The organism is Spirosoma pomorum, assembly GCF_054776615.1.
The window spans coordinates 115,454-131,208 of sequence record NZ_BAAHBP010000021.1; the positions used below are offsets into that span (position 1 = coordinate 115,454).

Consider the following 15,755-nt stretch of genomic DNA (forward strand, 5'->3'; position numbering starts at 1 on the left):
TGAGTGAATAGGCTGACGCTAGCTGTATTTACCAGTCTTATTCGCTCATTCACTCAATCGCTCATTCACCATTGAAAACACGTATCGACCTCACGCCGGCTGCGGCTGACGTTATTGACCAGCTCCGGGCACAACATGGTCCCCTGATGTTTCATCAAAGCGGTGGCTGCTGTGATGGGTCGTCGCCAATGTGTTACGCCGTGGGCGACTTTATCATTGGCTCATCGGATGTGTTGCTGGGGCAGATTTACGGCTGCGATTTCTGGATGTCGGGCGATCAGTTTGGCTACTGGCAGCACACGCACCTCACCGTCGACGTAACACCCGGCCGGGGAGCTAGCTTCTCGCTGGAAATACCGCTGGGCGTCCGATTTTTGATTCGCTCCCGGTTGTACGAACCCGGCGAAATGGAACAGCTCCCTCCTGTTCATATTGGCCCACTGGAAGAAGTCTGACTAACGTTTTAGGGGTAAATTGCCGGCCTGTATAAAACATCAACCTATCTAATTGAGTTATTTTATCGACTAATCAATATCGATTACGATAAACACTCAACGTCATGGCTGACAAAACTCTTGAGAAAGTAGAAGAAGAATATAAGGATCAGAAAGCGGGTAGTGGTGGTGACAACGGTACGGGTCACGGCAGTGCCGGACACGGTCGCAACGCAACCTCACACAAAAGCAGCAAGCACTCGAAAGGGTCCAGCAGCGCTGGTAGCTCAACCGGTGGCAGCAAAGGCGGCCACAGCAATTAGTCAACGTATTGCCCGAACGGCCACTTCCCAGCGGAGTGGCCGTTTGCGTATTTCAGGCCTCAAACTCGTTTACTTCCTATGAGTCAGTTCGTTTCGACCCGCTACACCGCCAGCGCAGTCAACGGCGCGCTGTTGTTGTTGCGCCTTGGTGCTGCTCTCCTGATGCTTCCCCATGGTTACCAGAAACTCAGCAAGTTCGAAACCATGCAAAGCCAGTTTGTTAGCTTCATGGGGTTGGGGCCCAAATTGTCGCTGCTGCTGGCTATGTCAGCCGAGCTGGGCTGCACGCTCTTGGTAGCAGTCGGTTTGTTCACCCGGCTGGCCACCATTCCGCTTATCATCACCATGCTGACAGCCTTGTTTTTGGCCCACGGCGGTGATCTCTTCGGAGATGGCGAAAAAAACGGATTATTCATGCTGATCTTCGCCACCATCCTCATTCTCGGACCAGGGGCTCACAGTATCGACGCCCGACTGGACAAGCGCCGGTTCTAAGTCATCAGAAAATATACCGGATCGAACACCAGGGAATCTCCTCCCGCACCAGCTGCTCGAACACCGCAATCATTTTGGCTTTAAGCTGATGATCGTAACGAATATTCCAGCCACCGTACTGGCTCACTTTATTTTCCTGAATTTCGGGCACCCAGAGTAACTCTTCGGCTTTCGGATTAATCGCCAGATTCGCCTGGTGCTGTCCCTGATTGTGCGTTAAGAAAATAACCTCGGATTTCATTTGTGCTTTCACCTCGGGCCGTAGGGCGGCATCCAGTTGCCGGAACAACTCCCGGTAGTCGTTACGCCACTGTTTACGGTCGCCGTCGGGGCCACTGTATACGATCACCGGCGAGAAATTGACGTGAACCTCATAGCCAGCCTCGTAAAAGTCATTGATCGCGGCAATTCGCTTCTCGACCGAGTCGGTTCTCACGTCAACCAACTTACTCACGTACGTCGGCAGCAAACTGAACCGAATCCGCACTTTACGCTGCGGATCAAACGCCAGCATATCCCGGTTCACAAATTTCGTCGCGAACGTCGCCTTGGCGCGGGGATGATCACGAAAGAACGAGAACACCTGCTGAATGCCATCCGATATGCCGTAATCGACCGATATGTCCGAATTACAGCCAATGTCATACGTATAGAAATGGGAATCAGTCTGATTGATAGCTTTGGGCCACGGCTGGCTCATGACGTGGGTATCCAGCGTCGCCAGAATTTCATCAACGTTTGTAAATAACGTAATGGGGTTGACCTGTTTGTGCCGATCAACGTAACAGTAGGCACAGCCGCCAAAACAGCCATTCGCCAGGCTTGGCGCAATAAAGTCTGAACTTCGCCCACTCCACCGAATCGTCTGTGATTTCAGCGTCCCCAGCACCAGCACATCAGACTTAATCTTGAAATGGTTCATACCCAGATCGGGTAGGCGGTTATGCTGTTTGATCGCCATCGTTTCCGCCTGCGGAAACTGGGCTAGTACCGCTTCTCCCCGTTCGTTCATCGCGTCGGCGGTGTAGAGTATGTACGCTGGGTTGAAATCAGGCATTTACGTAGTTAAGGTTGTCCTTTCATAACACCTGCCCGTCGATGAAGGTTCAACCATACGATTCAGCAAAATCACTGTATTACAATTGATTACAATCTATTTACAGACCTATTACAGCAATAAAAAGGCCTGTCCAGATATGCATCCAGACAGGCCTTTTCGATAGAATTGTATCGGTCTATTAGCTGTGTTGCGGCTGAACGTCGCCCGGCGTTTTGCCTTCCTGCTCCTGCCGTTCTTTCGCTTTTACTTTCAGGGCTTCCAGACCTTTTTTGCCGTAAGCTAGTCGCGTGATGCCTACGTACAGCACGGGCACGACGAAGATAGCCAGCGAGGAAGCGGCCAGCATCCCGCCCAGTACCGTACGGCCAATAGTGATCCGGGAAACAGCTCCGGCGCCACTCGCAATTGCCAGCGGGAACACCCCCAGAATAAACGCCAGCGAGGTCATCAGAATCGGCCGGAGACGCAGCCGAACCGCTTCAATCGTCGACTCCAGCAAATCTTCTCCCTTATCAACGCGTTCCTTCGCAAATTCCACAATCAGAATGGCGTTTTTGGCCGCCAGACCAATTAGGGTAATCAAACCGATCTGCGCGTACACGTTGTTGGTCAGGTACGGGAACAGGGTCAGCGCCAGAATAGCGCCCAACGCCCCGATCGGTACCGACAGCAGGACGGAAAACGGCACGGACCAGCTTTCGTAGAGAGCCGCCAGGAACAGGAAGACGAACCCGATCGACAACATAAAGATGTACACCGAACTACTACCGGCGTTGATCTCCTCGCGGCTCAGCCCCGCAAATTCGTAGGAATACCCCTGAGGAAGTACTTTGTTCGCTACGTCCTGTAACGCTTCGTTGGCCTGGCTGCTACTGAATCCTTCCTTGGCCGACCCGTTCAATTCTACCGATCGGAACAAGTTGAAGTGCGAGATCAGCGGGGCGTTTTCAATGACGCTGGTTTTCATCAACGTACTGATCGGTATCAGTTGCCCACCCGCGTTGCGCACGTAGTACTTGTCCAGGTTCTTTATATCCATGCGGTACGATGTATCAGCCTGGGCCACTACCCTGAATTTACGCCCGTAGATGATGAAGTCATTGACGTACTGACTCCCCAGGTAGGTCTGCATCGTTCGGTAAACGTTGCTGACCGACACGCCCAGTTTCTTGGCCTTCTCCCGATCCACCTCGACGCGGTAGGCCGGTGTTTTTGCCGTGAAGTACGAATAGGCGCGGCCAATTTCGGGCCGTTTGTTGGCTTCGGCCAGGAAGTTCTGTACGACGTTGTCGAAGGCCTTTACATCGTCGTTGGTCTGCCGTTGCTGAATTTCAAACGTAAAACCGGATGACTGTCCCAACCCTGGAATAGCAGGCGGCTGTACCACCTGAATTCGCGCATCGTTCAGGCCAGCAAATGCTTTCTGGAGTTTACCCACCAGCGAGTCGGCCTGCATGCCCCGCTCTTTGCGTTCTTCCCAGGGCTTCAACTGAATAAAGACCGTACCACTGTTCGATTTCGAGGCAAACGTCAGCGCGTTCAGGCCACCCAGCGCCGAAAAGTGGTTTACGTACGGCTGCTCTTTCAGAATCGCCATCATTTTGTTGATAACCGTCAGACTTCGCTGCGTAGACGACGCTTCTGGAATCTCGAACGTAACGATCAAACGTCCCTCATCCTCGGTCGGAATGAAGCCCGTTGGTTTGTACTTGAACAACAAGCCAGTACCGATGTAGACCACAATCAGGCCCACGATAACGAGGGGTGTTGCTTTGATCAGGCGCTGGACGGCATTGGAGTACGAGTTCGTTACCTTCTCAAACCACTGGTTAAATTTGAAGAAGAACTTATCCAGCCCTTTAGCATTTTCGTCGATTTTGTGTTGCCGCAGCAGCAAAACGCACAGCGCCGGGGTCAGTGACAGGGCCACGAAGGCCGAAATCAGAACCGATACGGCGATGGTGATCGCAAACTGCTGATACAGCCGCCCGACGATACCGGGGATGAAACCAACCGGCACGAATACGGCCGCCAGGATCAGAGCGATGGCAATAACCGGCGCCGAAATCTCCCGCATGGCTTCGCGGGTCGCTTCCTTCGGCGACATACCCTTGTCGAGGTTTACCTGCACGGCTTCCACCACAACAATGGCATCATCGACCACGATACCAATGGCCAGGACGAATGCAAACAGCGTCAGCGTGTTGACCGTAAACCCAAGGGGAATGAACAGGGCAAACGTACCAATGATCGATACCGGAATGGCCAGCAATGTAATGAGCGTAGCCCGCCAGCTTTGCAGGAACAGGAATACCACGAGGATCACCAGCACCAGCGCTTCGATCAGCGTTTCAACTACCTCCGAAATCGACACCTGAATAACCGACACCGATTCAAACGGTACGACGTACTCAATATCTTTGGGGAAAGTCTTTTTCAGCTCGTCCATTGCCGCGTAGATGCCTTCGGCGGTAGCCAGGGCATTGGAACCCGGTAGCTGATAAACCAGCAGATACGAGGCCCGTTTGCCATCTACGAACGAGTTACTAACGTACGAGAACTTGCCCAGCTGTACCCGCGCTACGTCCCGTAGGTACACCAGCGACCCGCGCGCCGGATCACCCCGCACGACGATATTTTCGAAATCTTTTTCTTTGCTGAGTCGACTGTTTGTGAAGACAGTGTATTCAAACGCCTGGGTATTCGGCTGGGGTGGTGCTCCAATCGACCCACCGGCCACCTGGAGGTTCTGCTCCTGGAGAGCCGCTGTCACTTCGTCAACGGTCATTCCCAGTTGCGCCAGTTTATCGGGTTTCAGCCAGATCCGCATACTGAAGTCGTCGGCCCGGCTGAAAATATCCCCAACGCCCGGCACCCGCAGCAGCGCATCCCGGATGTAGATGTTGGCGTAGTTGTCCATGAACGACACGTTGTGCGTACCGTTTGGCGAGTAGATGGCCACCAGCATGAACAGCGATGGATTCCGCTTCCGAACGACCAGCCCCAGACGGGTTACCTCTTCGGGCAACTGCGGCTGCGCAATCCCGACCCGGTTTTGTACGTCCAGTGCGGCAATGTTCACATCAGTCCCCACGTTGAACGTAACGTTCATACTCATCCGGCCGTCGTTGGTGGCGTTGGTCTGCAGGTAGCTCATGCCGGGCGTACCGTTCACCTGCGTTTCGATGGGAGTCGCCACGGTCTGCTCCACCGTCTGCGCATCGGCCCCGGTGTACGTTCCGGTCACCTGCACCACCGGGGGCGTAATATCCGGATACTGGCTGACGGGCAACGTCAGCAGCGCCAGGATACCCAGCGCCAGAATGACGATGGACGACACAATGGCCGTTACCGGCCGATTTATAAAAATATCTGCGAACATAATTTTAAGGGAGGCAGGAAAAAGGAGGCTTGGAGAGAGGTTTTAGCGGAACATTTCCTTAGTCCTTTCTCTTCTTCTCCTTTATTTCCCTTGATTACTAACTTTTACCTTCGCGCCTTCGCGTACTTTCTGAGTGCCTTCGGTAACAACAACTTCGCCCTCTTTCAGCCCATCTTTCACGATGACTTTCTCGTTGATACGCGAACCCAGCGTTACTTTCTTCTGCGTTACCTTGCTGCTGTCGCCCACGACGTACACGAAGTATTCGCTCATTTGTTCGGTAACGGCCTGATAGGGAATCAATAATTGAGGCTGGTTGGTACTGTTACGAATACGTAGATTCCCGTTCAGCCCTACCCGCAGACGCCGTTCTGGATTGGGGAAAGCTATCCGCACCCGGATCGTGCCCGTCTGCGGGTCAACCGCGCGGTCAACGATCTGTATTTTTCCCGGATATTTGTAGCGCTCACCGCCCGGCAGCTCGAAAATAAAGGTCGAATCGCGGGTAGCGTTTTTCTGGCCCTGTAGCATGAGAAAACGGCTGATGTCGGATTCGTCGGCCTGAATATCGACCGACACCGGATCATCCTGCGAGACAATGTTCAGGGGCATTGCTCCGCCGGGCGCAACAGCCGCTCCCAGCCGAACCTGTGAAATACCGATCGTTCCATCCATCGGTGCGTAGATCGTCGTGTATTTCAGGTTCGTACCCACCTGCCGGATTCCCGCCTGCGCAGCATCGACCTGGCGTTTGGTGGCTTCCAGTTCGGCCACGGAATTATCGAGGACCTGCCGGGCAATAGCATCTTGCTTAGCCAAGGTCGTATAGCGGTCGGCATCCTTCTGTGCTCTCGCTAGATTGGCCTTCTGCACGTTCAGGTTCGCCACGGCCTGATCATAGGCCGCACGGTACTGCTGCGCATCGATAGTATACAATTTTTGTCCCCGCCGAACTCGCTGACCATCGTCAAAGAAAATACCCGTAACGTTCCCCGCCACCTGTGGCTGGATTTCTACCTCGCGCAGGGCCGTCACCGTTGCCGGGTAATTATCGTAGTATGTCGCTGTTTGTTTAGCAGCTTTTACAACGGAAACAGGTGTTGGTGGTGGCGCAGCTTGCTGCGTATCGTCTTTTTTGCCACCGCAGGCCGTCAACAGACTAACCATTGCCAAGACAGTCAGCGATGGAGGTAAAGCGCTTCTCATGGAGCTGAGTGAAAGTAACTGATAGGATTGCATGGATGCGAGTGTGGGCCGACTGAGTCGAACCCGAAAAACTAATTAGACCTGGATAATTCCCAGCGCCCGCTGGACGTCTAGTTTGCTGATCAGTACCTGATACAGCGCATTGAACACGTTCAGCCGGGCCGTTCGCAGATCGGCTTCAGCGACCGTTACGTCCAGGTAAGTTTTAACGCCGGAACGATACTGCAGGTTAACAATGCGATATACGTCTTCGGCAAGGACCAGGTTTTCGTTTAGGGCCTGGTACGTAGCCAGACTCCCTTTATAATTAGCCAGTGCCGTTGCGTACTCGGCATCAATACTGCTGGTCAGCGCGGCTAAGTCCCAGTTCAGCCGCTGCACCTGCAACTCGGCAATTTTTGTCTGTTGCGTGCGTCGTCCTCCCTGAAAAATAGGGAGCGCTACGGTCAGACCAATCAGCGAGTTTGGAAATGTCTGGTTATAGAGCTGCGGGAAAATGTTGTTCTGGTAAAGAAAGTTGTAGTTAGCCGTGGCACTTACGGTTGGTAGATACGACCAGCGATTGTACCGTACATTGGCCTCCAGTAACTGGCCCTGCGTCTGCAGCAACTGAAACTCGATACGACCTCTGGGATTAACCAGCAACGTAGTGTCCAGATTAATTTCATTGGCCAGTTGCAGGGTATCGTATGTCAGCTTGAGCGCTGAGTTGGGCGGATAGCCCATGAGTTGCTTCAACGTCTGGAATTTAGCCCCCACGATGTCCGAGAATTGCTTTCGCTGGGCCAGGGTATTATTGAGCGCAATACGGGCTCGCTGCGCATCGGTTTTGTCCACCACCCCGCTTTCGTATTGATTCGTGGCGTCCTGCAAGCTGCGTTGTAGGCGGACAATATCCTCACTCAAAATCTGGATCTGGCGTTGCGTCAGAATGACATCGTAAAATGCCTTACTGACATTAACCACTACGTCGATTTTGTTGTTGACCGTGGTTTGACTGGCCTGCGTACGGTAAATGTCGGCTGTACGGCTCGCCAGCAGCACGTCGCGGTTAAAAATTGCCTGGTTCAGCGAGAAGGAAACCGTGGATGTGTTCTTGGCCCCCAGCGCAACGGGTCGACGTTCGCCCGTTGTGGCGTCAGGAATCAGCGTTACGGGTAGCTTTAAGTAATGAAGCAGATTGTAACCGCCACCGATCTGTGGGTACCAGGCCGCCAGATTACTCTTAACCGTGCGATCGGCAATCTCCTGATCGATGAGGGATTGACGGACCAGCGGTTGATTTTCCAGCGCGTACTGGACACAATCGGATAAATAGGCTTGCCTGGCTAGTGAATCAGATGTTCTTTGCGCAAAGGCACTGGCAACGGAAAAGAAAAAAAAACAAAGGATAGCGACGAACCAACTATTTTTCATGACGCAGTGAATGTCGTATACACGAACAGATGTAGTCAACTGTGTGTACCACCTGTTAACTATCGAATCTCGGCTTTTGGTTCATAAACTTTTTTTATTTGCTGACTAGCAACCTACTCTGACACAGCTATTAAGTAAGGATACTCACGTATTTCCCGCATACTGTCTGCCCGGTACCTTACGACGTATAACCCGTAACCCTTACTAAAGTTTATTAGGCCTGTAGGCTATCGATTATACGCTGAAAAACAGTGTTTTGATCGAACAACCGATCGCTGCTATGTCGGCTTTCCAAAGCCTAATCGTTGTATACGATATAGCTTGATCGTAATACTACTCACTAATCCGGGTGGTATCTAATCTCCGAGAAAAGGCATTGAAAAATTTAGCAACGGGCCTCGCTCAGACTCTCGTCGCGGAGCTGCGTATAAACTACCATTGCACTTAAAACAGTAGCAGTATATTTGAGCAAGTAGTAAAACCGGATGTTGACTTTTACAGAGGGGGTGAAGCAATGCGTGAGGAGAAAAGCAAAAGGCCTTTAAACCAATGGTTCATCAAAGTAGCGCTACACCCTTGCAGGGGATACTCCCAAAATACGTGCTGGTAACGGGTAAAAAAAGTTATTTCGACTATTTTCTTTCGGCTCCTTTCGTAATCTTTACATTACCAGAATGTTACGTTGTTTCGTACTTCTCTAGCATTTCTTCTCGGTTGAAAGAGCTTGCCTTGAGGGGCCAATATTGCGTAAACTTGCAGTAGACAAATGGAGAACAACGCACGCCCCAACGCACACCTTCGCAAACCTTCGGCTTACGCCGGTGGCCGTCAACAGGCTGGTAATCACTGGCTTGATACGGGACTTGGTAAACTGCCACCTCAGGCACTGGACCTCGAAGAAGCGGTGCTGGGCGCGCTGATGATTGAGAAGGATGCGCTATCGTCGGTAGTCGACATTCTAAAACCGGAGACCTTCTACAAAGAAGCGCATCAGCGTATTTACAGCGCTATTCTGACGCTGTTCGGTAATTCCGACCCCATCGATCTGCTGACCGTTACGCAGCAGCTCCGTAAAACCGGCGAGATTGAACTCGTTGGTGGCGGTGGTTACGTATCGGAATTAACGTTTCGGGTTAACTCGGCGGCTAACATTGAGTACCACGCCCGGATCGTATCGGAGCAGGCGCTGAAACGAGCGCTTATTGCGATGTCCTCAACGATCCTGCGGGATGCTTATGAGGATACCACCGACGTATTCGAGCTTCTCGACCGGACGGAGCAGTCGCTCTTCAAGATTTCGGAATCGAACATCAAGAAGAACTACGCCGACATGAGCACCATCGTCCGGATGGCGCTGAATGAACTGGAAACCAAGAAGAACCAGGAAGGTCTCACCGGCGTCCCATCCGGTTTCACAAACCTCGACCGCGTTACGTCCGGCTGGCAACCTACGGAATTAATCATCTTAGCCGCTAGGCCAGCTATGGGAAAAACGGCGTTTGTTGTGTCGGCGCTGCGGAATGCGGCTGTGGACCACGGCAAACCCGTCGCTATTTTCTCACTGGAGATGTCATCGGTGCAGCTGGTCAACCGTCTGATTTCGGCCGAAGCGGAGATCGATTCCGAGAAAATCAGGAAAGGTACGCTGGCTCCCCACGAGTGGACGCAGTTGCACCATAAAATTCAGCGCCTGACCGAAGCGCCTATTTTCATCGACGATACTCCTGCCCTGTCCATTCTGGAACTGCGGGCCAAGTGCCGCCGTCTGAAAGCCCAGCACGACATCCAGATGGTCGTCATTGACTATCTCCAACTGATGTCGGGTGATTCCTCGAATAAAGGGGGCGGTAACCGCGAACAGGAGATTGCGTCGATTTCACGGGCGCTGAAAAACCTGGCGAAAGAGTTGAACGTACCGGTTATTGCGCTCTCGCAGCTGAGCCGGGCCGTGGAAACGCGGGGTGGCGACAAAAAGCCGCAACTGTCTGACCTTCGGGAATCGGGATCCATCGAGCAGGACGCCGATATGGTCTGTTTCCTCTACCGACCTGAATACTACAACATTACGCAGGACGAAAACGGAAATTCGACCGTAGGGATTGGCGAAGTGATCATCGCCAAGAACCGGTCTGGTTCGCTGGATACCGTACAGCTCCGATTCGTGGGTAAATACACCAAGTTCTGCGATCTGGATTCATACTTTGAACCAGTAGCCACGCAGGGCTTTAGTCCTGATGTGAACGGACTAAGCAGCTTCGACCGGAGTCCCGCACCCGATCCGCAGCCATCGGCGGGCAGTGTCTTTAAGAGCAAGGCGAATAACCTGTCGAACTTCGGTAATGCCGATCCGAGTCAGGAAACCCCGTTTTAAGCCACGGTTGTTCGTTGTTAATATGCTCTGATGTAGTCGTCAGCAGTCATACCAGTAGCTTGCCTTACCGTTCAACCCTTGTTCGCATCCATGAAATCAGTAGGTTTCCTCGTCTGCCTGTTTCTTGTCGTTACATTCGCGGCTGAAGCCCAAAAAATGCGGGGCCTGGATAAAAGCCCGATGGATATGGCGTATTACCCCGACGACTTTGCCCACGACCGCAAATTTGCCCCGGCTAAAGTTGGTGATACTGGCTATGCCAGGGTAATTTACAGTCGTCCGGCAAAAAACAGTCGGGAAGTTTTCGGCAAGCTGGTCCCTTACGGCAAGGTTTGGCGGGTTGGAGCCAACGAGGCTACAGAAATCAAACTGCTCAAAGACGCTACGATTCAGGGCAAGCCAATCAAAGCAGGCGTTTACGCCCTGTACGCTATTCCAACGGAAACAGCGTGGACTGTTATTTTAAATAATGACCTCGACCAATGGGGTGCCTACAGTTATAAGCAGGACATGGACGTACTGCGCGTAACTGCTCCGGTGAAGAAAACGGAAGAGCCCATTGAGAACCTAACCATCCAGTTTAGAAAAGCTGGCGACAACGCGAAGGAATCAGTCATGATGATTGCCTGGGATACTACGCTGGTAGAGGTTCCTATTTCCTTTTAGTCGATCAGTTAGTCGTTAGAAAGGCCCATCTATCACGTGGTAGATGGGCCTTTCGTTTTTACCAGCAACCGACTTATTTCATAAATAAACTTAAAGCGCTTATATAGAATTGATACAGTTGCGTTGAGAAGGAACATACCAACCTACTCATCTATATGCGATTTTTGAACAGTGTACTCTTCACAGCTTTATACTTCCTTTTCCTTTCCGTCCCGGCTATTGCTCAACCAATCAGGTCGGAGCAGCAGAAGTGGCAGCAAGCCTTCACGCCCTTTCATTACCAACAACTTACGGACACAGCCCAATTTGACCCTGTCAGTGAGTTGGTCCGGGGAAAATCGATTGTGGCGGTCGGCGAAGTAACCCACGGCACAAAACAGGTCAATCAACTCCAGGTGAAGGTGGCGATGGATTTATGCCGACATGATGATTTTCGCATCGTTGTACTGGGCGAAACCTACACCGCTTCGACGCTGGCCCTGAATCGTTACGTCCTCTTCGACGAAGGTACGCTGGACGAAGCACTGCAAGACATGGCGGATCACCAGGGTGTGGTCGTTGAGGAGACCCGCGAGCTGGCCAAATGGGTCCATGACGAAAATAGGGCCCGGCCGTTCGACCGGCGAATTTGGCTCGTTGGTGCTGAAGTTGCTCCGCCCGGTTTACTAGCCGACGTATTGCTTCGGCAAGGGAGCGCTCACTGGCCCACTCCGTTGACGGATAAATTGAGTACTATTGCCCGAACACCCGCTCACCTAACCGCGCTGAATTTTGGTCCTGCCCCCGATCAGTTCATCAGACAGACTTTCGCTCAGGCACTTTCGTTACTGCAACCGGGAACGAACCAAGCCGAATCATTGGAACAGCAATGGCAACGTCAGCTAGTCAGTCAGTACCAGTACGCTTCCGATATTTTTATTCGCCATCGGGACCCCGAACGAGAGTTAGGCATATTCGAGAATATAAAATGGCTTAGAGAACACCTGCCCGATCGCAAACTAGTCATTATCGACGCCCATAACGGGCATGTCCAGCGACACCATTGTTATCATCGTGATTATTTTGTCTATCAACGCATCAAACGATTTGGTCATTTCCTACACGAAGTATACCCCGATGATTACTTTGTTATCGGCACGGAGGTACAGCGCGGTTATTTCAACCGGGGATTCGGCAAAGAGATTAATCGTATACCGGAGCACCCAAAAAAGATAGGCACCATCCTGGGTGGAGTTACTGACAGTCAGTATGGGTTGCTTCCAATGAACAAGTGCCGGTCACTGGGTTTGTTCCAGCGCAATGATTATCGGCTAAGTTTCGGCACTTCTGATCAGGTGAAGGGCCAAGTGGCCCTATGCAACAACATCGCCGACGCGTTCGATGCGTTGATTTTCATTCGCGAGTCGGAGCCCGCTGTCCTGCTCGACTCGCTGGCGAGCAAACCAATTTTTTCTGTTTACCTGAACGTAGCGCAACCCGTGATCGACTCAGTTACAGCATCGCGCCGGATGGCGGTTAACCTAACAGATATCCAGTTTGCGCCTAGCTCATCCAGGCCATCGTCGCTGAATCTACAGGTGTATATCCACACGAAACGCAAGCGGTTTTTGAAGCTGGCTAACTTCCGGTTGCAGCCCGGCGATTCAGCCTCGATTATCCTTCCGGATATGCCTAAATCGGCAAAACTGATCAGCATGATGCTCGTCGGAAAGAACATTGAACAATGTCGGGTAGGGAAACTGGCGATCAATGGTCATACGGTCGCAGGACCGGAATTTTTGCTGGTCGAGCCCAGCCTGCATCAGCTGACAGCCGCAACAAGAGGAGGCTTTGCGGTCAGTTCACGTTGATGATGCCTTGCTACACGTAAAAAAGCCAGTCTATGTACATAGACTGGCTTTTTTACGTGTAGCAAGGCAAACCTAGTCAACTAGCGATGCAGCCCCCGTTTGCGGAGGTAGGCGATCAATTCGCGGGGGCGGTCGGTTTGGATCATCGTCGCGCCATGGTCGATCAGCCAGCCCCAGCCGTCGTTGGGTTTGCCTTCTTCCACGCTCCGTTCGTCGTCGTGGCCGGCATCCTGACTAGCCCAGAGGCTGTTGAGCCAGATTTTAGACCCCGTCTGTGGAATCGTCCGGTAATTCGAATTGACCAGCGCGCTGTCGGTGGCAAAGTTTAGTTCATAAGCCACGGGCCGGAGATTGGCCTCGTACGACCGGATCGACTCCTTAGCCTCCGGCTTAGCCATATTAATGATGGGCATGTAGGCCAGCTTACCGCCTAAGAGGTCTCCATTCTCCGCTTTTACTTCTTCATACGTCTTGTATGATTTAATGATCGCGTGATCGACGGTACCGGTTTTGACCAGCACGTCGTAGGCCTCTTTGTAATAGTCGTAGCCCTTGTCGATGTTGATCATAACCCGTCCTTTAGCCGTGTTCATGCATTCTTCAAACGTCGGAACGCGCTGACGCGTTGGACCGCCGTGCTCGTTCTTAAGCGTCATCTGTTGAATTTCAGCCCAGGTGTAGTCGGCGGGTTTACCATGACCGGAGGTCGTCCGATCAATCGTCTGGTCGTGCATCAGAATTAGCACGCCGTCCTTCGTTTTCTTAAGATCAATTTCGACTACGTCGACGCCCATACTGATAGCATCCTCAATGCTGCGTAGTGAGTTTTCGGGATTGTTACGCCAGTCACCCCGGTGCGCGACGACCAGTACCTGCTTGCTCTTGGGGTCATGCAGTTGGCGGATAATCGGATCGACGGGACGCGTTTGAGCCAGCGCCGAGCTGGCCAGCAGGATGCCAATTAGGGGGAGAAACTGACGCATATGAGCGAGTAAATGATTTGTTGACAGATAATTATGAGCGTATTTCTGTCATTCCGAGGAACGAGGGATCTTCGCGAAAGGACAAAACGTAATCACGGCCGAAGATCCCTCGTTTCTCGGGATGACAGAAAAAACAAAGACTGGGCAAGCGTTTATCAATACCCCGGATTCTGCTTCATGCTGGGATCAGTATTGATCTGCCCCTGCGGAATCGGCATCAGCAAGTTGTTACTGGTAATTGAAACCTGAATATTATTGGTCTTAAACCAGGTATTCATCACCGCCACCGCATTGCCTGACCGGATCAGGTCGAACCAACGGTGCCCTTCCCCCACCAGTTCGAACCGTCGTTCGAGATCGATGGCAGCCCGAAGATCGCTCTGGCTCGTAGCGGTCGTTGAAGCCAGCCCGGCGCGGGTGCGAATCAAATTCAAATTCGTAGCGGCTCCGCTGGTATTGCCCAACTCATTCTGTATCTCGGCCAGCATCAGCAGCACATCAGCATAACGTAGCACGACGACATCGCTGCCCCCGTCGGTAATGACCGTCGTTGGCTGGGTCAGTTTTTTACTCCAGGGCGTATCGGCCGACGTGACCGTCAGGTACGTTCCTTTACGTTTATCGGCACTGTTGTACAGGGCATACAGGCTTTTTGTCGGCAGATTATGCCCTTTGGCCCCCGAAACGGTTCCCGACGGGCTGAACTGCTGGAACATGGTGCTGCCTTCGGTGTTCCCGTTGACGCCCGAAGCAAACTGCACCGCAAAGATGATCTCCTTATTAGTTTCGTTGCTGATGCTAAACACGTCGGCGGGGTTGCTCATCAGCGTATGTTGCCCCGAACTCACGACGGCCTGCAATAGCGTCTGCGCGTCCGCGTAGTTTTTCTGCGTCAGGTGTACTTTGGCCAGCAATGCCTGCGCAGCCGTTTTGACCACCCGGCCTGGTTGCGACGTCGTTGTTGGCAACACGCTGCTCGCTTCAGTCAGATCCTTTTTGATCTGGTCGTACACCTGCGCGGAGGAGGTACGTCCCTGTCCGAAATACGCGTTGGGGTCGCTGGTTTCCTGCGTCACCATGGGCACATCACCGTACAGCCGAACGAGGTTGAAATACAGCAGCGCCCGAATAAATTTCATCTCGCCGATACGGGCCTGCTTGGTCGCATCGGTGGTATACGTAATCGCACCAATCCGATTGAGTACCGTGTTTGCTTTCTGAATGGCCTGGTACGACTGCGTCCAGACGGTTGTGATCAGGCTATTGGATGGAATCGTCGCGAACTGATCCAGTTGCCCATAAATACCGTCGTCGTTAGCCGGTACTTCATCATACGTATTGTCGGACTGAATTTCGCCAAAAGCGGTCATATACAGACCATACAAGCCGTTGTTCTGCAGGTTGGCGTACACAGCGTTGACGTACTCCTCGGTTTCGGTTTCATTCCGAAGGAAGTTGTTCAGCACTTTCGAGGTCTGGGGCTCCTGAAACAGTTTGTCTTCGCAGGCCGAGGTCAGCAGCGCCCCGCCAAGCAGGGTGGTAATTACTAGTATTTTTTTCATGGAGATG

The 15,755-nt window shown here is 52.4% G+C and carries 12 protein-coding genes; 6 read left to right on the forward strand and 6 right to left on the reverse strand.

Features of this window, described 5'->3' with window-relative positions:
- Positions 1–71: 71 nt before the first annotated feature.
- The 3 genes from ACYVAD_RS12105 (at position 72) to ACYVAD_RS12115 (ending at position 1,252) form a co-directional block, all read left to right on the forward strand.
- Complete coding sequence (locus ACYVAD_RS12105) at positions 72–455, forward strand: DUF779 domain-containing protein (RefSeq protein ID WP_461139754.1); 384 nt, start codon at positions 72–74, stop codon at positions 453–455.
- 104 nt (positions 456–559) lie between these two features.
- Complete coding sequence (locus ACYVAD_RS12110) at positions 560–757, forward strand: hypothetical protein (protein WP_461139755.1); 198 nt, start codon at positions 560–562, stop codon at positions 755–757.
- A gap of 78 nt (positions 758–835) precedes the next feature.
- The gene (locus tag ACYVAD_RS12115) at positions 836–1,252 is read left to right on the forward strand and encodes a DoxX family protein (RefSeq protein ID WP_461139756.1); all 417 of its coding nucleotides are present in this window, start codon (positions 836–838) and stop codon (positions 1,250–1,252) included.
- A 4-nt stretch (positions 1,253–1,256) separates the two neighbouring features.
- Here ACYVAD_RS12115 and ACYVAD_RS12120 read toward each other — a convergent pair whose 3' ends face one another.
- From ACYVAD_RS12120 to ACYVAD_RS12135, 4 genes are all read right to left on the reverse strand, one after another.
- Entirely contained in the window at positions 1,257–2,309 is a 1,053-nt protein-coding gene (locus ACYVAD_RS12120) for a spore photoproduct lyase family protein (RefSeq protein ID WP_461139757.1), read from the reverse strand.
- A 181-nt stretch (positions 2,310–2,490) separates the two neighbouring features.
- Positions 2,491–5,694: an efflux RND transporter permease subunit gene (locus tag ACYVAD_RS12125; RefSeq protein ID WP_461139758.1), complete on the reverse strand. Its 3,204-nt coding sequence runs from the start codon at positions 5,692–5,694 to the stop codon at positions 2,491–2,493.
- An 81-nt stretch (positions 5,695–5,775) separates the two neighbouring features.
- Entirely contained in the window at positions 5,776–6,900 is a 1,125-nt protein-coding gene (locus ACYVAD_RS12130) for an efflux RND transporter periplasmic adaptor subunit (protein ID WP_461139759.1), read from the reverse strand.
- A 75-nt stretch (positions 6,901–6,975) separates the two neighbouring features.
- Positions 6,976–8,316 (reverse strand): TolC family protein, encoded by a 1,341-nt coding sequence (locus ACYVAD_RS12135; protein ID WP_461139760.1) that lies wholly within the window; start codon positions 8,314–8,316, stop codon positions 6,976–6,978.
- Positions 8,317–9,082: 766 nt separating this feature from the next.
- On the opposite strand from ACYVAD_RS12135, the gene dnaB reads away from it, so the two are divergent.
- The 3 genes from dnaB to ACYVAD_RS12150 all read left to right on the forward strand — a co-directional run bounded on the left by dnaB (position 9,083) and on the right by ACYVAD_RS12150 (position 13,203).
- Positions 9,083–10,687, forward strand: a complete 1,605-nt coding sequence (dnaB, locus tag ACYVAD_RS12140; RefSeq protein WP_461139761.1) for a replicative DNA helicase — start codon at positions 9,083–9,085, stop codon at positions 10,685–10,687.
- A 90-nt stretch (positions 10,688–10,777) separates the two neighbouring features.
- Positions 10,778–11,353: a DUF2911 domain-containing protein gene (locus tag ACYVAD_RS12145; protein WP_461139762.1), complete on the forward strand. Its 576-nt coding sequence runs from the start codon at positions 10,778–10,780 to the stop codon at positions 11,351–11,353.
- A gap of 155 nt (positions 11,354–11,508) precedes the next feature.
- Entirely contained in the window at positions 11,509–13,203 is a 1,695-nt protein-coding gene (locus ACYVAD_RS12150) for an erythromycin esterase family protein (protein ID WP_461139763.1), read from the forward strand.
- 80 nt (positions 13,204–13,283) lie between these two features.
- On the opposite strand, the gene ACYVAD_RS12155 is transcribed toward ACYVAD_RS12150, so the two are convergent.
- Together ACYVAD_RS12155 and ACYVAD_RS12160 are read right to left on the reverse strand one after the other, a co-directional pair.
- Positions 13,284–14,186: a glycerophosphodiester phosphodiesterase family protein gene (locus ACYVAD_RS12155; RefSeq protein WP_461139764.1), complete on the reverse strand. Its 903-nt coding sequence runs from the start codon at positions 14,184–14,186 to the stop codon at positions 13,284–13,286.
- A 155-nt stretch (positions 14,187–14,341) separates the two neighbouring features.
- Positions 14,342–15,748 (reverse strand): RagB/SusD family nutrient uptake outer membrane protein, encoded by a 1,407-nt coding sequence (locus tag ACYVAD_RS12160; RefSeq protein ID WP_461139765.1) that lies wholly within the window; start codon positions 15,746–15,748, stop codon positions 14,342–14,344.
- Between the last annotated feature and the right edge of the window lie 7 nt (positions 15,749–15,755).